The organism is Achromobacter sp. NPDC008082 (genome assembly GCF_042957345.1).
In the GTDB taxonomy this organism is placed as follows: Bacteria; Pseudomonadota; Gammaproteobacteria; order Burkholderiales; family Burkholderiaceae_B; genus Achromobacter; species Achromobacter kerstersii_A.
Map to the genome: position 1 here is coordinate 660,041 of NZ_JBIBIB010000002.1, position 16,782 is coordinate 676,822.

Sequence of the window (16,782 nt, forward strand, 5' to 3'; positions counted from 1 at the left end):
TCAGGCGCTGGCGCGCAATACGTCCGCCAGCACGGAGAACAGCTCGTCGATCTGAGCGCGCTCGATGATCAGCGGCGGCGACAGCAGCATGGTGTCGCCCGCTGACCGGATCAGGCAACCGCGTTCCAGGCAGGCGTTGTGCACGGCATAGGCGCGCTGGCCGGGCTGGCCTTCCAACGGCGCAAGCTCAATGGCGGCCAGCAGGCCGATGTTGCGGATGTCGACCACATGCGGCAGCCCCTTCAGGCTGTGCGCCGCGTCTTCCCAGTAGCGCGACAACTCCTGGCTGCGTTGGAACAAGCCTTCGCGGCGGCAGATGTCCAGCGTGGCCAGCCCCGCGGCGCAGGCCACCGGATGGCCCGAATACGTATAGCCATGCGATAGCTCGATGGCGCTTTCCGGCCCTTGCATGAAGGCGTCGTACACGTGCTGGCGCACCAGGGTCGCGCCCATCGGAATGGCGCCGTTGGTCAGGCCTTTGGCGCTGGTGATGATGTCGGGCGTAACGCCGAAGTACGGCGATGCGAAGGCGCCGTCGATGCGGCCGAACGCGCAGATCACTTCATCAAAGATCAGCAAGATGCCGTGTGCGTCGCAGATTTCGCGCAGCCGTTGCAGATAGCCGCGCGGCGGCACGATGACGCCCGTCGAGCCCGCCACCGGTTCAACGATGACAGCGGCAATGGTTGATGCGTCATGCAAGGCGACGATGCGGTCCAGCGTGTCGGCCAGGTGGGCGCCCCAGTCCGGCTGGCCGCGCGTGTAGGCCATCTGCTGGCGGTCATAGGTGTGCGGCAGGTGGTCCACATAGGGCAGCAGATTGCCGAAGGGCTTGCGATGCCCGGCAATACCCGACACCGACAAGCCGCCAAACCCCACGCCGTGATACGAGCGTTCGCGCCCGATCAGCCGCACGCGCTGGCTTTGGCCGCGTGCGCGGTGATAGCCCAGCGCAATCTTCAGGGCGGTGTCCACCGCTTCCGATCCGGAGTTGGAAAAGAACACGTTGGAAAAGCCAGCGGGCGCTTCCTCGCACAGCGCATCGGCCAGTTCGAAGGCCAGCGGGTGGCTCATCTGGAACGAGGGCGCGTAGTCCAATTCATACGCCGTGCGCGAAATGGCCTCCACGATTTCCGGGCGCCGATGGCCTGCGTTCACGCACCACAGGCCCGCGATGCCATCCAGCACGCGGCGGCCGTCAGGGCGGATGTAGTGCATGCCTTCGGCGGCGGCGAACAGTACCGGATTGCGCTTGACCCGCCGGTTGGCGGTGAACGGCATCCAATAGGCGTCGGAATGAGAGGGAAGGGTGGGGGTTGAAGACATGGCGATCCTGCTTTGGGATAAGTTCAGGTTCGACTATTTTGTATTAAAGAATTAATAAATACAATACGCTCAACCCAACCCGCGGTGCAGACAGGCGTGCGCCATCCTGCCCGGCCAGGGGCAGACAGGGCATGTCGCGGGGAAATCAGGAGGCTTGGAGAGATGTCTTCAGGTGACGCCGCATCAGTTGCGCCGCCCATTCCTGGTCGCCGGCTTCCAGCGCTTCGATGATTTGCAGGTGTTCGTTGCTGGAATTCACGAAGCGCGCGTCGCGATAGAACGCCGCGTGTTCTTCCAGACGGCGCAATTGGTTCTGCTGCTGCACCGCTTGCAGGATGTAGCGGTTGCCCGAGAAGCGCGCCAGCAATTCATGGAACGACGCATTCAGGCCGAAGAACTCGGTGGCCGAGATGCCGGCGTCGTCGCGCTGAATCAGGGCTTCGTGCGCGGCGCGCATGCGCGCAAGCGCCGCCTTGTCTATGCGGAACGTGGGTTCCAGCAAGCCCGCGCATTCGATCGTCATGCGGAATCGGTAGCTCTCGCTAAGCGCCTCGGCGCTTTCCAGCGATGGCGCGAACTGCCATCCATGGCCTTTGCGCTTTTCGATCAGCCCATCTGCCGACAGTTGCAGCAAGGTTTTGGCGAGCACGCTGCGCGGCACGTCATAGCGTTGGAGCAGATCGCGTTCGGTAAAGGTTTCGGGCAGCTCGCGCGCGGCGCGGTCATCGATGAGCCGGCGGGTCAGCTCATCTTGCGATGGGCCTGCGCCTTCGATGGCGGGCGCCGAACCCGCCGCGTGTTCCGCCACCGTGTAGCCGCTGTTTGGCCGATGCGTGATCAGGCCCTGGGCTGCCAGCAGCCGCAGCGCGCCGCGCACCGGCGTGCGCGATACCTCATAGGCCGCGGCCAGGGTTTCTTCAGACAGGTGGTCGCCCGGCTGGTGCCGCCGCGCCACGATGTCTTCAGCAATATGGCGCGCCAGGTCGACTTGCAGCGGCGTGGGGCGAGCAGGGGCGGCAGTGGACATGGCGCGTGTGGAAGCGAAAGGGGCAGCAAAGGAAGAATGTTACTTGAGACCGGTACGTGAAACCCGGACGAGATACCGCGCTTTTGCTGGTCAGGCTGGGCAAACCCTAATATTGAACTTTTATCTATATTAGTACAAAATCTGGCCGTCGATTCTGACCGTTTTCCTGCAGGCCGCTTGGCCGGCCCTATTCGGAGTGTTGCGAGCGTGACAATGCCTACCCCGTTTCCCCTGGTCGACGTCCAGGGCAGTCCTTATGAACGTGGCCGCCAGCATGGCGCCGCCGTGCCGGAGCGCGTGGCGCGCAGCGTGGCCTTGTACCGGGGCCAGCTGGAGCGCCGTGGCGTGAGCGCGGCTCGTCTGAAGGAACTGGCCGCCGCGATGTTGCCGGTGGTGGGGGATTACGACGCCGCCTATCTGGAAGAGCTGCGCGGCATTGCCGACGGTTCGGGCCAGACGCTGGAAGACGTGGTGGTGATCAACTGCCGCACGGAAATGATGTTTGGCCACGCCGAGCTGGGCCGCGCCAGAAAGGGGCTGGACGATGGCTGCACCGGCCTTATCGTGCTGCCCGAAGCGGCTGCGGGCGGCAAGCTGATGCACGCGCATAACTGGGATTGGCGCGAGGAATGCGTCGACACCGGCATCGTGCTGCGCATGCGCCGCGAAGACGGCCCCGACCTGCTGATGTTCACCGAAGCGGGCAGCCTGGCGCGCCACGGCTTCAACAGCGCGGGCGTGTCGCTGTCGGGCAATTTCCTGTCCTGCGAGCAGGACTACCAGCGCCCGGCCGACGTGCCGCTGGTGCTGGTGCGCCGCAAGATGCTGGAATCCACCAACCTTTGCAACGCCATGAAAGTGCTGTGGGCGTCGCGCCGCTTCTGCTCCAACAACCTGATGCTGGCGCAGGCCCAAGGCGAGGCCGTGGACCTGGAGTGCGCGCCCGACGAAATCTTCTGGATCACGCCCGAAGACGGCCTGCTGGTGCACGCCAACCATTGGGTGAGCCCGCCCGCGCGCGCCAAGCTGTTCGACAAGGGGCTGGCCGCCAACCCCGATTCCATCTACCGCCAGCGCCGCGTGCAAGCCATGCTGGCCCGCGCCCAAGGCAGCGTTGACTGGGACACCGTCAAACGCATTCTGGCTGACGACTTCGCCGCGCCCGATGGCGTGCTGCGTTCGCCCAAGCCCGCCAGCTTCGACAGCATTTCGGCCACGGTGGCCACCACCCTCATGGAGCCGGAAAGCGGCGTGATGTGGATCGCGCGCAAGCCCTATGAAGGCCGCAACTTCGTTGAGTACCGGCTGTTCTGAGCCGCGCTTTAAGGACATTCCATGACTCTGCAAGCCTTGCGCGTAAAGCGCGTGCTGATGTTATCCGCCGCCCTGGCAGGCGCCTTCACGGGCCTGCCGGGGCTGACCCAAACCCAAGCGCAACCCCCGGCCTCCATTCCCGAGATCCGCTATGCGGAAGGTTCAGGCACGCCGACGTCCGTGCCGGGCGGCCGTTCGCGCAACACGTCCACCGACAACGTGCTGGCGCATGTGGTCGAAGCGCTGGTCGCCTTGCGCGCCGACATGAGTGTGGCGCCGATGCTGGCTGACAGCTGGACGCTATCCGCCGACAAGCGCAGCTACACCTTCACGTTGCGCCCGGGCGTGACGTTTCATGACGGCTCGCCCATGACGTCGGCCGACGTCAAATGGAGCTACGACTACCTGACCGGCGCAAAGTCCGAATACAGCTGCAAGAACCTGTACGACGGCACGAAGGGCGCCAAGGTCGTCGGCGTGGAAACGCCCGACGCCGCCACCGTTGTGTTCAAGCTTGACCAGCCCTATGCGCTGTTCCTGGATCAGATGGCCAGCGTGCAATGCCCGATGCCGGTGCTCAGCCCGAAAAGCGTGGATGCCGATGGCAACTGGGTCAAGCCGATCGGCACCGGCCCCTATGTGCTGGCCGAATGGAAGAAAGAGCAATACGTTCTGTTGACGCCGTACGCGGGCTACACACCGCGCAGCGATGCGGCCAGCGGCATGGCCGGCAAGAAAACGGCATCGGCCAATGTGCGCTTCGTGGTGATTCCCGACGCGGCCGCGCAGAAAGCGGCGCTGATGGCGGGCCAGGTCGATGCCTACAACGCCGACGAAGACAATCTGCCCGCGAAAGATCCGCGCTGGAACATCGTCACCGAGCAAGGGCTGGACACCGTCAACCTGCTGATGCAGACGCGCGCACCGCTGCTGTCGGATGCGAACATGCGCCGCGCCATTGCGCTGGCGCTGGATTTTCCGGCCATCGCGCGTGCGTTGAACAACGGCCAGGCCGCCTACAACCCGTCGCTGGTGCCGGCGGCAAGCGTCTATTACTCGGACGCTGACCGCGCGGGCTACGAAAAGAATCTGAAAGAGGTCAAGCGCCTGCTGGAGGCCGCGGGCTACCGCGGCGAGCCGCTGAAGCTGCAAGCCAACAAGCGCTACCCGTACCTGTACCGCGTGGCGGTCGTCACGCAGCAACTGCTGAACAAGGCCGGCATCAAGACCGAGCTGGACATGCTGGAGTGGGGCACGCAGGTGACGAATTTTCGCGAAGGCAAATTCCAGTTGATGGCGTTCGCCTATTCCGCGCGCACCGAGCCCGCGCTGATGTTCCGCGACGTCATTGGCGACAAGGCGAAGACGCCCATGGCGCAATGGGAAAGCCCTGAAGCCGCCGCCATTCTGGAAGGCATCGAAGCCGAATCTGATCCCGCCGTGCGCAAGCAGGCGTTCGACAAGCTGCACACGCTGATGCTGCGCGATACGCCGCTCCTGATGTACTACAACAAGCCGGGCTATGTGGTGGTGTCGAGCCAGTTGCATGGCTTTACCGGCTGGCCGCTGCGCAAGCCGCGATTCTTCAACGTCACCAAGAACTGAGGCGCCGTGCTGGGCTATCTAATGAAGCGCATCGCGGCGGCGGTGCCAACGGTCATCGTGGTGACGGTGCTGGTGTTTGCGATGATCCGCGCCATTCCCGGAGACCCGGCGTCGCTGATGCTGGGCGATATCGACAACCCCGCGCTGCTGGCCGAAATGCGCCACGCGCTGGGGCTGGACCAGCCGGTGGGCAAGCAGTTCCTGATCTGGGTCGCCAACGCCTTCCAGGGGGATCTGGGCATGTCGATCGCCCGGCGCGAACCCGTCATGCATCTGGTGCTGACGCATTTTGCGGTGACGGCGCAGGTGGTGTTGACGGCCACGGTGCTGGCCTGCCTGGTCGCCATTCCCGCTGGCATGATCGCGGCGTGGCGACAGAACCGGCGCGCCGATACGGCCATCGTGTCCACGTCGATTCTGTTCGTGTCCATGCCCAGCTTTTGGGTCGGCATCCTGTTGATCTGGCTGTTTGGCGTGAAGCTGAATTGGCTGCCGGTGTATGGCTTTGAATCCCTGGCGCAAGGCGGCTTGGGGGCGCTGAAGTATCTGGTGCTGCCCGTCTGCGCGATTGTGTTGACGGAAATTGCGGCCATCACGCGGATGATGCGCGCCAGCACCATCGAGACGCTGCGGCTGGAATACGTGGCGCATGCGCGCGCCAAGGGGCTGCCTGAGAAGCGCGTGATGCTGCGCCATGTGCTGCCGAATTCGTTCGGCCCCACGCTGACGGTCATCGGCCTGATGCTGGGCCATCTGCTGTCGGGCGCGGCGGTCATCGAAACCGTCTTCACCTTGCCCGGCATCGGCCGGCTGCTGGTGGAAAGCATCTACGCGCGGGACTATCCCGTGGTGCAGGGCTGCCTGCTGTTTATTGCGTTGTTGTACGTGGCGGTGAATCTGGTGGTGGATCTGCTGTATCCGCTGTTCGACCCGCGCGTGAAGCTTCAATAGGAACCGTCATGACGGGTATCAAAACGGGTTTCAAACACACCAACGCCGTCCTGGGCGGCGTGTTGGTCGGAGGCGTCGTGTTGCTGGCGCTGGTCGGGCTGGTGTATACGCCGCACGATCCGCTGGAAGGCGATCTGCTGGCGCGCTTTTCGCCGCCATCGGCAGAGTACTGGCTGGGCACTGACGAGTTCGGCCGCGATGTGCTGTCGCGGCTGATGGCGGGCGCGGGCGTGAGCGTGGCGGTCAGCGTGTTTTCGGTGCTGCTGGCGCTGTTGCTGGGCACGACGATTGGCGTTGCGGCGGGCTACGCGGGCGGCTGGGTGGATCGCGGCATCAGCGTGCTGGTCGAGTCGATGATGGCGTTTCCCGGCCTGCTGTTGGCGCTGGGCATCATGACGGTGCTGGGGCCGTCAAAGTGGGGCGTCGTCCTGGCGCTGGGCCTGGCGTATTCGCCGTCGGTGTCGCGCATTGCGCGCGGCGCGGCGTTGTCATTGCGGCAGCGCGACTTCGTCATCGCGTCGCGCGCCACGGGGCATAGCGGCTTGTGGACGGTGTTTCGCCATGTGCTGCCCAACTGCGTGGCGCCCTTGCTGATTTTTGCGACGTCGATTTTCGGTTCTGCCCTGTTGGCGGAAAGCGCGCTGTCCTTTCTGGGCCTGGGCGTGCCGCCACCGCTGGCAACCTGGGGCGGCATGCTGTCCGAAAGCCGCAACGCCATGGACCAGGCGATCTGGCTGGCGCTGTTTCCGGGCGCGATGATTTCGCTGAGCCTGCTGGGCATCAACTTGCTGGGCGATGCCGTGCGCGACAGGCTGGACCCCCGCATGCGGGGGGTGATGGCATGAACGCTCCTCGCTTGAACCCTGGCGCGGCCACCGAGCCCCTGTTGGCTGTCCGCGATCTTGAAATCCGCTTTCCTGGCAAACGCGACGCCGCGCCCGTCGTCAACCGCGTGTCGTTCGATCTGCACGCAGGGGAATCGTTGTCCATCGTGGGTGAATCCGGCAGCGGCAAGACGCTGATCGGCAAGGCGCTGTTGGGCTTGTTGCCGGATGCCGCGCGCATCACCAACGGCCGGGCATTGTTCGACGGCAAGAACGTGCTGCCGCAAAGCGCGCGCGATTGGCAGGCCACGCGCGGCACCGGTATCGGCATGGTGTTCCAGGAGCCGATGGTGTCCTTGAACCCGGCGTTTCGCGTGGGCGAGCAATTGATCGAAGCGCTGATCTTGCGCCGGGGCATGACGCGCCGGGCGGCTTGGGATGCGGCCATCCAGATGCTTGAACGCGTGCGGGTGCGCGATGCGCGCGATTGCATGAAGCGGTATCCCCACGAGTTCTCGGGCGGCATGCGGCAGCGCATTCTGCTGGCCGGCATGATGCTGCTGAAACCCCGCTTGCTGATTGCCGACGAACCCACCACGGCGTTGGACTGCGTCGTGCAAAAGGAGGTGCTGGACCTGATGGTCGAGCTGACGCGCGAACAAGGCACGGCGCTGATCTTCATCAGCCACAACCTGGCGCTGGTGGCCGCTTATACGCAGCGCGTGCTGGTGATGTGCCGGGGCCGCGCGGTGGAAATGGGCGAGGTGTCGCAAGTGCTGTCGCGTCCGGCGGACCCGTACACCTTGAGTCTGCTGGATGCGCTGCCCAAGCGCGGCCCGGCGCGCGCACCCGTGACGGCTGCACCGATTCTGCAAGTGGAGCGCTTGGCGATCGACTACGCCGTGCGCGGCGGATGGCGCCGCAAGCGCACCGTGCGCGCCGTGCATCAAGCGAGCTTCCACGTGGCGCCGGGCGAAACGCTGGCCATTGTTGGCGAATCAGGCAGCGGCAAGACCACCGTCATGATGTCGATTCTGGGCCTGGTGCCGCAGGCGCAGGGGCGTATTGCGCTGGATGGCCAAGCGTTGCCGCCGGGCGGCGAAGGCGGCATCTGGCGCACGGCGCGCCGCCGCATCCAGATGGTGTTCCAGGACCCGTACTCGTCGCTCGATCCGCGCATGACCATCGGCGCGCTCGTGGGCGAGGGGCTGCGGCTGGAAGCGGGCATCACGCCGGATGCCCGGCAACAGCGCGTGGATCAGGCGTTGCGCGATGTGGGCTTGGGCGACGGCTATGCCGAGCGCTATGCGCATGAATTGTCGGGCGGGCAACGCCAGCGCGTTGCGATTGCGCGGGCGCTGGTGATGCGGCCCGAAGTGATCATCGCGGATGAACCCGTGTCGGCGCTGGATGTGACTGTGCAGAAGCAGGTGCTGGAAACGCTGATGTCCTTGCAGCGTTCGTATGGCTTTGCCTGCCTGCTGATCTCGCACGATCTGGGCGTGGTTGAGCAGATCGCCGACCGCGTGGTCGTCATGCTGCGCGGACATATCGTCGAGGAAGGATCGCGCGACGAAGTGTTCGACCATCCGACGCATCCGTACACGCGCCGGCTGTTGCAGGCCGTGCCCGAATTGCGCGGCAATGCGGCGGAAGGATTCCGTGTGGAGGTGCGCGACCTGCCTGCTGGCGCGCGCCGCGCCGATGCGGATTACTTTGATCCGTCCCACAACGCGGACGTGGCGGCGCCCGCCATGACGGCGGTGGCGGCATCCGGCGCCACGCATCGCGTGGCGCTGGCCGCCAGCGTGGCGTTGGCCGAAACGGTAGCCGCCTGACGCGTCAGCCGTGCCGGCTGCGGCTATCGGCGGGCGCCTCGTCGCGCGCGTTCATGCCGTAGTCGCGCAGCACGTGCGCCACGCGCAGCCGATAGTTCTGGAATACGCCGCCGCGTCCCGCTTCCTGGGCGCGGCGGTGCGACTCCAGCGAGCGCCAGCGCTTGACGGCGTCTTCATCGCGCCAGAACGACAGAGACAACAGCTTGCCCGGCGTACTCAGGCTTTGAAAACGTTCCACCGAGATGAAGCCGTCGATGGTCTTGAGCTCGTCGATCAAGCTGGCGGCTATGTGCAGATAGGGATCGGGGTTGCCGTTGGCGGGTTCAACTTCGAATATCACGGCGATCATGGCTACGGTTCCTTGAGCAAATCAGATCGGCACAGTATTCGCCACCTTGGCGAGCAACGATTCGATGGGCGCCGAACTGTGCCGGCGTCCGCCCGCGTCACCCCCAGTCAGCCCCGGTCCGCCCCAGTCCGCCCCGGTCCGCCCCGGTCCGCCTTGGTCCGCCCCGGTCAGCCCCGGTCAGCCCGCGTCAGCCAGCAGCGCCGCGTACCCCTTGCGGGAATCCGGCCATTGCAGCGTGAAGCCGCTGGCGCGCAGCCGCGCGTTGCTGAGCTTCTTGCTGCCCACATTGGCGGGGGCGGGGGCAACACGCGGCGCGGGTGCGCCGATCATTGTTGCAAGCTCGGCGTAGAGCGTGTGCAGCGGCAGCGGCGTGTCGTCGCAGCCGATGTAAACCGGATCAACCTTGGGCAACAGCGCCAGATGTACGACGGCGGCGGCCGCGTCGTCGATGTGGATGCGGTTGGCCCAATGCTCAGGCTGCGTTGGCGCGCCTGCCGCGCCGCTGCGCAGCCGCTCGATCAATTGCAGCCGGCCCGGTCCGTACAGCCCCGCCAGCCGCAACGCGGTGGACGACAGGCCGCGCGCGGCCAGCGCGGCTTCCGCTTCCAGCAGCACTTGGCCGTTGAAGCCTTGCGGTGCGGGCGGCGTGTCTTCGTTGACCCAGCCGCCTTGGTGTTCGCCGTACACCGCGCTGGATGACACGAACACCACGCGTTTGAGTTCGGACGTATCCAATGCGTTCAGCACGTTCTGCAAGCCGTCGATGAACACGCCGCGATACAACGCCTCGTCGCGCCCGCCCGGCGCAGGCAGGTGGATCAGCCGCGTCACGCCTTGCGGCAACGGGGGCAGCGTATCCGCGCGGGTGATGTCGCCTTGCAGCCATTGGATGCCGCTGTCGTCGGCGGGCGGGTGACGGCGCAGCGCGTGCACGTGGTCGCCGCGCGCCAGAAAACGCCGGGCCACGCGCTGGCCAAGGTCGCCGCAGCCAATGAGCAATATGCGTTCAGTCATGATGTGCCGCCTGAAAAAAAAGGCACCCCAAGAGGTGCCTTGTGGCAGGGGAGTTGCCCCTGGCCTGGATTACATGCCGCTGTACACCGGCCCTTCGCCGCCTTGCGGCGCCACCCAGACGATATTCTGGGTGGGGTCCTTGATGTCGCAGGTTTTGCAGTGCACGCAGTTCTGCGCGTTGATCTGCAAGCGGTCGGCGCCGTGGTCGTCCTTGATGAACTCGTACACGCCAGCGGGGCAGTAACGCGCTTCCGGGCCCCCGTACTTGGCCAGGTTGACGTGCACCGGTACGGACGGGTCTTTCAAGGTCAGGTGGATGGGCTCGTTTTCTTCGTGGTTGGTGTTCGAGATGAACACCGAGCTGAGCTTGTCGAAGGTGAGCTTGCCGTCGGGCTTCGGGTAATCAATGCGGGCGCACTGCGATGCCGGTTGCAGACAGGCGTGGTCGGGCTTGCTGTGGCGCAGGGTCCAGGGCATCTTGCCCTTGAACAGCAGTTGCTCGACGCCGGTCATCACGGTGGCGATCGTGCGGCCCTTCTTGAACCACTGCTTGAAGTTGCGCGCCTTGTTCAATTCGGCGTGCAGCCACGAGGCTTCGAAGGCCTTCGGGTAGGCGGTGAGCTCATCCTGGCGGCGGTCGGCGACGAGCGCGTCGAACGCGGCTTCGGCGGCCAGCTTGCCGGACTTGATGGCGGCGTGGCTGCCCTTGATGCGGGACGCGTTCAGGAAGCCGGCTTCGCAGCCCACCAGCGCGCCGCCCGGGAACGTCAGCTTGGGCAGAGACAGCAGGCCGCCTGCCGTGATGGCGCGCGCGCCGTAGGCGATGCGCTTGCCGCCTTCAAACGTGCCGCGGATGGCGGGGTGCGTCTTGTAGCGTTGGAATTCGTCGAACGGCGACAACCAGGGGTTGGCGTAGTCCAGGCCGACGATCATGCCGACGGCCACGATGTTGTTGTCCAGGTGGTACAGGAACGAACCGCCGTAGGTGTCGGAGTCCAGCGGCCAGCCGGCCGTGTGGATGACAAGCCCCGGCTTGGATTGCGCCGGGTCCACTTCCCACATTTCCTTGATGCCGATGCCGTAGGCTTGCGGGTCGCGGCCGTCGTCGAGTTTGAAGCGTTCGATCAGCTGGCGGCCCAGTTGGCCGCGCGCGCCTTCGCCGAAGACGGTGTAGCGCGCATGCAGTTCCATGCCAGGCTGGTAGTGGTCGGTGTGCGAGCCGTCGCGGGCCACGCCCATGTCGCCGGTGGCCACGCCGCGGACAGCGCCGTTTTCGTCGTACAGCACCTCAACCGCGGCAAAGCCCGGGAAGATGTCCACGCCCAGCGCTTCGGCCTGCTCGCCCATCCACTTGACGACGTCGCCCAGGCGGACGATGTAGTTGCCTTCGTTGTGGAAACAGGGCGGCAGCAGCCAGTTCGGCGTGGTGCGTGCGCCGTTCTGCGACAGGAACAGGAACTTGTCCTGCGTGACGGGCACATTCAGCGGCGCGCCTTTTTCCTTCCAGTCGGGGATGAGCTCGGTCAGCGCCAGCGGGTCCATGACGGCGCCAGACAGGATGTGCGCACCCAGTTCCGCACCTTTCTCAAGGACGCAGACGCCGATTTCCTGATTCTTTTCAGCGGCCAGCTGCTTTAGACGGATTGCGGTGGCCAGGCCGGCGGGTCCACCGCCAACCACGACCACGTCATATTCCATCGACTCGCGTTCAGACATTTGCAAAGCTCCCCGTATGTATTCCATATTTGGCTGGAAGTATTATCGGCGATTGTATTGCAGGCGGAGGCCATGCACGCCTTCGTATTTCTTTTAGCCTTCAGGAGTAATTGGTGAACCCGGACAATCTGTCTGCGCGGATTCTGGCGGTGGGCGATACCCATCAGGTGGAATTGCCTTTGCGTTGGGGCGACTCTGACGCCTTAAATCATCTGAACAACACGCTGTATTTCCGCCTCATGGAAGAGGCCCGCATGCAGATCCTGTACGACGCGGGCTTTGAATTGCCCGCTGACAACGGCGCCATCCTGGCCCATGCCTCGTGCGATTTCCTGCGTCCGCTGACCTATCCCGCCACCGTGCGCGTCACGCACACCGTGACGCGTATTGGCCGTTCCAGCGCGGAATTTGAGCTGCTGCTGGAAAAAGTGGGCGACGACGCCGGCCCCTATGCGCGCGGCCGTAATGTGCTGGTCTGGATGGATTACGTGGCCAATACGTCCGCCCCGTGGCCGCCCGAGGTGCTGGCGCAAATGGCCACGCAGTTCCAGGCGGCGGCTTGATCGCCAGCAGGTGACGGCGGGGCGGGGCCTTGCAGGCTCCTCCATAAAAGCCCGCGACGCTTCGGCCGTCATGCCGCTAAAATCAAGCGCAAAATCACAAAAGAAATAAAGGGGCGCGCCACCCTCGGCGCCGTCTCCCAGAGACATCGGGCCGTTTTTCGATGCCGTCTGGGGCCGACGCCGGCAGCCGCGCTCCAAGGAAAAACAGGGCTCTCCCCGACTTTCTTGATCCCCAGGCGGGACGGCCGCGCAAGCGGCGGGGCGGGCTCTCTTCGGTCAGACCTTAACTAGGAGTTGGAGCGATGGACAAGGTTTTTGCAAGCGCCCAGGAGGCGCTGGCAGGCATCGTCAAGGACGGTCAGATGATCGCCGTGGGCGGTTTCGGCCTGTGCGGTATTCCCGAAGCCCTGATCGCCGCGCTGCGCGATTCAGGCGTGAAGGACCTGACCTGCATCAGCAATAACGCAGGCGTTGACGGCTTTGGCCTGGGCCAGTTGCTGAACACCCGCCAGGTCCGCAAGATGATCGCGTCCTACGTGGGCGAGAACAAGGAATTCGAACGCCAGTTCCTGTCGGGCGAGCTCGAGCTTGAGTTCACCCCGCAAGGCACGCTGGCCGAGAAGCTGCGCGCAGGCGGCGCGGGCATCCCCGCGTTCTTCACGCGTACCGGTGTCGGCACCATCGTGGCCGACGGCAAGGAAATCCGCGAGTTCGACGGCCAGCAATACGTGATGGAGCGTTCGCTGGTGCCGGACGTGTCGCTCGTCAAGGCGCACATCGCCGACCGCAGCGGCAACCTGGTGTTCCGCAAGACGGCTCGTAACTTCAACCCGAACGTGGCCATGGCTGGCAAGTTCACGGTGGTGGAAGTTGAAGAGATCGTTGACACCGGCAGCCTGGACCCCGACCAGATTCATCTGCCCGGCATCTATGTGCAACGGATCGTGCTGAACACGACGCCGGAAAAGCGCATCGAACAACGCACCACTCGCCCGGCCTAAGGAGAAAACGACATGGCATGGTCCCGCGATGAAATGGCGGCGCGCGCCGCGCGCGAGCTGCAAGACGGTTTTTATGTGAACCTGGGTATCGGCCTGCCGACCCTGGTGGCCAACCACGTGCCCAAGGGCGTCGAAGTATGGCTGCAATCCGAAAACGGCCTGCTGGGCATTGGCCCGTTTCCCACCGATGATGAAGTCGACGCTGACCTCATCAACGCCGGCAAGCAAACGGTGACGACGCTGCCGGGCTCGTCGATCTTCTCGTCCGCCGACTCGTTCGCGATGATCCGCGGCGGCAAGATCAACCTCGCCATCCTGGGCGCGATGCAGGTGTCCGAAAAGGGCGATCTGGCCAACTGGATGATCCCGGGCAAGATGGTCAAGGGCATGGGCGGCGCAATGGACCTGGTGGCCGGCGTAGGCCGCGTCGTCGTCCTGATGGAGCACGTGGCCAAGAAGAAGGACGGCACGGAAGACATCAAGCTGCTGCCCGAATGCAATCTGCCGCTGACGGGCGTGGGCGTGGTCGACCTGATCATCACCGACCTGGGCGTGATGGAAGTCACCGAAAACGGCCTGAAGCTGCTGGAAACGGCGCCGGGCGTGACGGTGGACGAGATCCAGTCCAAGACGGCTGCGAAGCTGGACGTGTCGGCGGTCAAGTAAACCGCGGGCCCGTCAGGCAACTGCCGACGCTCCAATGAAAACGCCCCGCAAGGGGCGTTTTCATTTTCAGCGGCTTTTCCGCTAGGCCGCCACGTTCAGCCGCATCCCCACATGCGGGATGCCGTCTTCGATGTACTCCTCGGTGACCTGCTCAAAGCCATGGCCGCCGTAGTAGTTGCGCAGGCGCGCCTGCGCGCCCAGGTACATGGCGCGGCCGGGCCAGCGCTGGCGCACTTCCGCCATGGCGTGGCGGATCAGCTCGTGGCCCAAGCCCTGGCCGCGCGTCCACGGCGCGGTGATCACGCGGCCGATTTCAATCTGCCCGTCTTTCAGCGACGGGTCCAGGATGCGGCAATACGCGGCCAACTGGCCGTCTTGCCACGCCATCAGGTGGGACGTCTGGCCCGTCAGATCCTTGCCATCCATGTCCTGGAAGATGCAGTTCTGCTCAATGACAAACACTTCCGAGCGCAGCCGGAGGATGGCGTAGAGCTCGGGTACGGTGAGTTCCTGGTGGGGCTTAAAGATCCAATCGGGCATTGCGTCAATCCAAAGCGGCAAAGGGGGAAAGTGGAGCGCGGATAGCGTACCTCAAACCGGCCCCGTTTCTTTGGGCGCACTGTTACATATATTCACGGGTATACCCTTAGTATGAAAAGGAATTTTCTTATTTAAAATTTGTGTGTAAACAGATTTACACAAACATCCGCTACGACCCACCCCCGGAATCGATGAACAAGGCCGCACTTACGATCGCTGATCGGATCGCCCGGGCTCAGCCCGCGCTGAGCCGGACGCAGCACAAGATGGCCGAGTACGTGTTGGCGCACCAGTTCCGCGTTGCCACGATGACCATCGACGAATTCGCGGCGGCGGTGGGCGTATCGGTGGCCACGGCGAACCGCTTTGCGCGCGCCCTGGACTTGCCCGGCTACCCGCAATTCCGCGCCGAACTGGCGCGCGGATTCGAAGCCGCGCTGGAACCCGTTGAAAAGCTGCGCACGGAGCTGGCGCATTCGGCCAGCGCCGTGCAGATCTTCGCCGCCACGCTGGAAGAAGACATCCGCAACGCGCAGCGCAATCTGCAAGCGCTGGATTCCGCGGCCTGTGAGCAGGCGGTGGAGGCCATTCTGGCCGCCGATCGCGTGTTCATCATCGGCTTTGGCGCCAGCGGCTTTCTGGCTGGCCTGCTGCAACGCGGCCTGTGCATGCATCTGCATTCCGTTGAATCGCTGGCCGGTCCCGGCGGCGTGTCGCATGCGGCACGCCAGATGTCGCGCATGACGTCCAAGGACCTGGTGATCGCCATCGGCTTTCCGCGGTATCTGGCTGACACCGTGACGCTGGCTGCCGCCGCCAAGCAGGCGGGCGTGCCGGTGCTGGTGCTGACCGACAAACCCACATCCCCGCTGGCGCCCACGGCATCTGTCGTGCTGTACGCGTTTTCCGCGCGCCAGCTGATCCCCAATTCCGAAACCGCCGCGCTGGGCTTGATCGAAGCCTTGTCCGCCGCGGTGGCTTATCGAGCCAAGAATTCCGTCGCGGCCGCTGCTGGGGTGACCCAGTCCGTGATGCCGTGGCTCATCCATGGAGTAGGTAAACGATGATTCAACCCGTGATTGCCATTCACGGTGGCGCCGGCGCGATGTCCCGCGCGGCCATGTCGCCCGAGAAAGAACAGGAATACCTGGCCGCCCTGGAGTCCATCCTGACCGCCGGCCAAGCCGTGCTGGCCAAGGGCGGCAGCGCGCTGGACGCCGTCACCGAAGCCGTCCGCCTGCTGGAAGACTGCCCGCTGTTCAACGCCGGCCACGGCGCCGTGTTCACCAGCGCCGGCACCCACGAGCTGGACGCCTCCATCATGGACGGCGCGACGCTGCGTTCGGGCGCGATCGCCAACGTGAACTGCGTGCGCAACCCGATTTTCGCGGCGCGCCGCGTCATGGAAAACAGCAAGCACGTGTTCTTCGTGGGCGAGGGCGCTGAAGCCTTCGCCAAGGAAGAGGGCCTGGACATCGTCGACCCGTCGTATTTCTCGACCGAAGCCCGCCGCGAACAGCTGCTGCGCGTGCAGCGCGAAACGCCGGAAGCGGCCGTGCTGGACCATGACGGCCAAGCCATGGTCGCCCGCGGCCAGCCCGCACCGGCCGACCCGCTGGACGCTGACAAGAAGTTCGGCACGGTGGGCGCAGTGGCCGTGGACGCCCAGGGCAACCTGGCTGCCGCGACCTCGACCGGCGGCATCACCAACAAGCAGGTCGGCCGCGTCGGCGACGCGCCGATGATCGGCGCTGGCACCTATGCCAGCAACAAGACCTGCGCCGTGTCCACGACGGGCACGGGCGAAATGTTCATCCGTATGGTTGCGGCGTATGACGTCGCGGCGCAGATGGAATATTGCGGCGCGTCGCTGGACGCGGCGGCCAATCGTGTCGTGATGGAAAAGCTGCCCACCATTGGCGGCAAGGGCGGTCTTATCGCCGTTGACGCCCAGGGCAATGTGGCTTTGCCGTTCAACACGGAAGGCATGTATCGGGGTTACGCCCGCGTAGGCGAGAAGCCCGTCACCGCGATTTATCGTTAAGCGG

16 protein-coding genes are annotated in these 16,782 nt (G+C 64.8%); 10 read left to right on the forward strand and 6 right to left on the reverse strand.

Annotated elements, in window-relative coordinates; all coding sequences use genetic code 11:
* The gene (locus ACFZAI_RS10060; RefSeq protein WP_391566765.1) at window positions 1-1,326 is read right to left on the reverse strand and encodes an aspartate aminotransferase family protein; all 1,326 of its coding nucleotides are present in this window, start codon (window positions 1,324-1,326) and stop codon (window positions 1-3) included.
* A 145-nt stretch (window positions 1,327-1,471) separates the two neighbouring features.
* Window positions 1,472-2,353 (reverse strand): GntR family transcriptional regulator, encoded by an 882-nt coding sequence (locus ACFZAI_RS10065; protein WP_391566766.1) that lies wholly within the window; start codon window positions 2,351-2,353, stop codon window positions 1,472-1,474.
* 213 nt (window positions 2,354-2,566) lie between these two features.
* Here ACFZAI_RS10065 and ACFZAI_RS10070 point away from each other — a divergent pair, with 213 nt between their 5' ends.
* From ACFZAI_RS10070 to ACFZAI_RS10090, 5 genes are read left to right on the forward strand one after another with little or no spacing between them, the layout of a single operon-like run.
* A complete protein-coding gene (locus tag ACFZAI_RS10070; protein ID WP_391567100.1) occupies window positions 2,567-3,667 on the forward strand; it encodes a C45 family autoproteolytic acyltransferase/hydolase in 1,101 nt (366 codons plus the stop codon).
* Window positions 3,668-3,688: 21 nt separating this feature from the next.
* Window positions 3,689-5,272 carry an ABC transporter substrate-binding protein gene (locus ACFZAI_RS10075; protein WP_391566767.1) on the forward strand — a complete coding sequence of 528 codons (1,584 nt, stop codon included), beginning with the start codon at window positions 3,689-3,691 and terminating at the stop codon, window positions 5,270-5,272.
* 6 nt (window positions 5,273-5,278) lie between these two features.
* Entirely contained in the window at window positions 5,279-6,223 is a 945-nt protein-coding gene (locus ACFZAI_RS10080) for an ABC transporter permease (protein WP_391566768.1), read from the forward strand.
* An 8-nt stretch (window positions 6,224-6,231) separates the two neighbouring features.
* Window positions 6,232-7,068: an ABC transporter permease gene (locus tag ACFZAI_RS10085; protein ID WP_391566769.1), complete on the forward strand. Its 837-nt coding sequence runs from the start codon at window positions 6,232-6,234 to the stop codon at window positions 7,066-7,068.
* Window positions 7,065-8,885, forward strand: coding sequence for a dipeptide ABC transporter ATP-binding protein (locus ACFZAI_RS10090; protein WP_391566770.1), 1,821 nt, complete (start codon window positions 7,065-7,067; stop codon window positions 8,883-8,885). The genes ACFZAI_RS10085 and ACFZAI_RS10090 overlap by 4 nt, the downstream gene beginning before the upstream one ends.
* A gap of 4 nt (window positions 8,886-8,889) precedes the next feature.
* On the opposite strand, the gene ACFZAI_RS10095 is transcribed toward ACFZAI_RS10090, so the two are convergent.
* The 3 genes from ACFZAI_RS10095 to ACFZAI_RS10105 form a co-directional block, all read right to left on the reverse strand.
* Window positions 8,890-9,234, reverse strand: a complete 345-nt coding sequence (locus tag ACFZAI_RS10095; RefSeq protein WP_391566771.1) for an antibiotic biosynthesis monooxygenase family protein — start codon at window positions 9,232-9,234, stop codon at window positions 8,890-8,892.
* Between the two features lie 177 nt (window positions 9,235-9,411).
* Entirely contained in the window at window positions 9,412-10,248 is an 837-nt protein-coding gene (locus tag ACFZAI_RS10100) for an NAD-dependent epimerase/dehydratase family protein (RefSeq protein ID WP_391566772.1), read from the reverse strand.
* 69 nt (window positions 10,249-10,317) lie between these two features.
* On the reverse strand, window positions 10,318-11,964 hold the full coding sequence (locus ACFZAI_RS10105) for an electron transfer flavoprotein-ubiquinone oxidoreductase (protein WP_391566773.1): 1,647 nt from the start codon (window positions 11,962-11,964) through the stop codon (window positions 10,318-10,320).
* Between the two features lie 113 nt (window positions 11,965-12,077).
* Here ACFZAI_RS10105 and ACFZAI_RS10110 point away from each other — a divergent pair, with 113 nt between their 5' ends.
* The 3 genes from ACFZAI_RS10110 (at window position 12,078) to ACFZAI_RS10120 (ending at window position 14,194) form a co-directional block, all read left to right on the forward strand.
* The gene (locus tag ACFZAI_RS10110) at window positions 12,078-12,527 is read left to right on the forward strand and encodes an acyl-CoA thioesterase (RefSeq protein ID WP_391566774.1); all 450 of its coding nucleotides are present in this window, start codon (window positions 12,078-12,080) and stop codon (window positions 12,525-12,527) included.
* A 302-nt stretch (window positions 12,528-12,829) separates the two neighbouring features.
* Window positions 12,830-13,528 (forward strand): CoA transferase subunit A, encoded by a 699-nt coding sequence (locus tag ACFZAI_RS10115; RefSeq protein ID WP_054423951.1) that lies wholly within the window; start codon window positions 12,830-12,832, stop codon window positions 13,526-13,528.
* 12 nt (window positions 13,529-13,540) lie between these two features.
* Window positions 13,541-14,194, forward strand: a complete 654-nt coding sequence (locus tag ACFZAI_RS10120) for a CoA transferase subunit B (RefSeq protein WP_054423948.1) — start codon at window positions 13,541-13,543, stop codon at window positions 14,192-14,194.
* Window positions 14,195-14,275: 81 nt separating this feature from the next.
* On the opposite strand, the gene ACFZAI_RS10125 is transcribed toward ACFZAI_RS10120, so the two are convergent.
* Entirely contained in the window at window positions 14,276-14,734 is a 459-nt protein-coding gene (locus ACFZAI_RS10125) for a GNAT family N-acetyltransferase (protein ID WP_391566775.1), read from the reverse strand.
* 191 nt (window positions 14,735-14,925) lie between these two features.
* On the opposite strand from ACFZAI_RS10125, the gene ACFZAI_RS10130 reads away from it, so the two are divergent.
* Window positions 14,926-15,801 (forward strand): MurR/RpiR family transcriptional regulator, encoded by an 876-nt coding sequence (locus tag ACFZAI_RS10130; protein WP_391566776.1) that lies wholly within the window; start codon window positions 14,926-14,928, stop codon window positions 15,799-15,801.
* The gene (locus tag ACFZAI_RS10135) at window positions 15,798-16,778 is read left to right on the forward strand and encodes an isoaspartyl peptidase/L-asparaginase family protein (RefSeq protein ID WP_391566777.1); all 981 of its coding nucleotides are present in this window, start codon (window positions 15,798-15,800) and stop codon (window positions 16,776-16,778) included. Before ACFZAI_RS10130 ends, ACFZAI_RS10135 begins: the two co-directional genes overlap by 4 nt.
* Window positions 16,779-16,782 lie beyond the last annotated feature (4 nt).

Excerpts from the sequence above, each read along its gene's own strand:
- ACFZAI_RS10060 (WP_391566765.1), bottom strand. The coding sequence starts at position 1,326 with ATGTCTTCAACCCCCACCCTTCCCTCTCATTCCGACGCCTATTGGATG.
- ACFZAI_RS10065 (WP_391566766.1), bottom strand. The coding sequence starts at position 2,353 with ATGTCCACTGCCGCCCCTGCTCGCCCCACGCCGCTGCAAGTCGACCTG.
- ACFZAI_RS10070 (WP_391567100.1), top strand. The coding sequence starts at position 2,567 with ATGCCTACCCCGTTTCCCCTGGTCGACGTCCAGGGCAGTCCTTATGAA.
- ACFZAI_RS10075 (WP_391566767.1), top strand. The coding sequence starts at position 3,689 with ATGACTCTGCAAGCCTTGCGCGTAAAGCGCGTGCTGATGTTATCCGCC.
- ACFZAI_RS10085 (WP_391566769.1), top strand. The coding sequence starts at position 6,232 with ATGACGGGTATCAAAACGGGTTTCAAACACACCAACGCCGTCCTGGGC.
- ACFZAI_RS10090 (WP_391566770.1), top strand. The coding sequence starts at position 7,065 with ATGAACGCTCCTCGCTTGAACCCTGGCGCGGCCACCGAGCCCCTGTTG.
- ACFZAI_RS10095 (WP_391566771.1), bottom strand. The coding sequence starts at position 9,234 with ATGATCGCCGTGATATTCGAAGTTGAACCCGCCAACGGCAACCCCGAT.
- ACFZAI_RS10100 (WP_391566772.1), bottom strand. The coding sequence starts at position 10,248 with ATGACTGAACGCATATTGCTCATTGGCTGCGGCGACCTTGGCCAGCGC.
- ACFZAI_RS10105 (WP_391566773.1), bottom strand. The coding sequence starts at position 11,964 with ATGTCTGAACGCGAGTCGATGGAATATGACGTGGTCGTGGTTGGCGGT.
- ACFZAI_RS10115 (WP_054423951.1), top strand. The coding sequence starts at position 12,830 with ATGGACAAGGTTTTTGCAAGCGCCCAGGAGGCGCTGGCAGGCATCGTC.
- ACFZAI_RS10120 (WP_054423948.1), top strand. The coding sequence starts at position 13,541 with ATGGCATGGTCCCGCGATGAAATGGCGGCGCGCGCCGCGCGCGAGCTG.
- ACFZAI_RS10125 (WP_391566775.1), bottom strand. The coding sequence starts at position 14,734 with ATGCCCGATTGGATCTTTAAGCCCCACCAGGAACTCACCGTACCCGAG.
- ACFZAI_RS10130 (WP_391566776.1), top strand. The coding sequence starts at position 14,926 with ATGAACAAGGCCGCACTTACGATCGCTGATCGGATCGCCCGGGCTCAG.
- ACFZAI_RS10135 (WP_391566777.1), top strand. The coding sequence starts at position 15,798 with ATGATTCAACCCGTGATTGCCATTCACGGTGGCGCCGGCGCGATGTCC.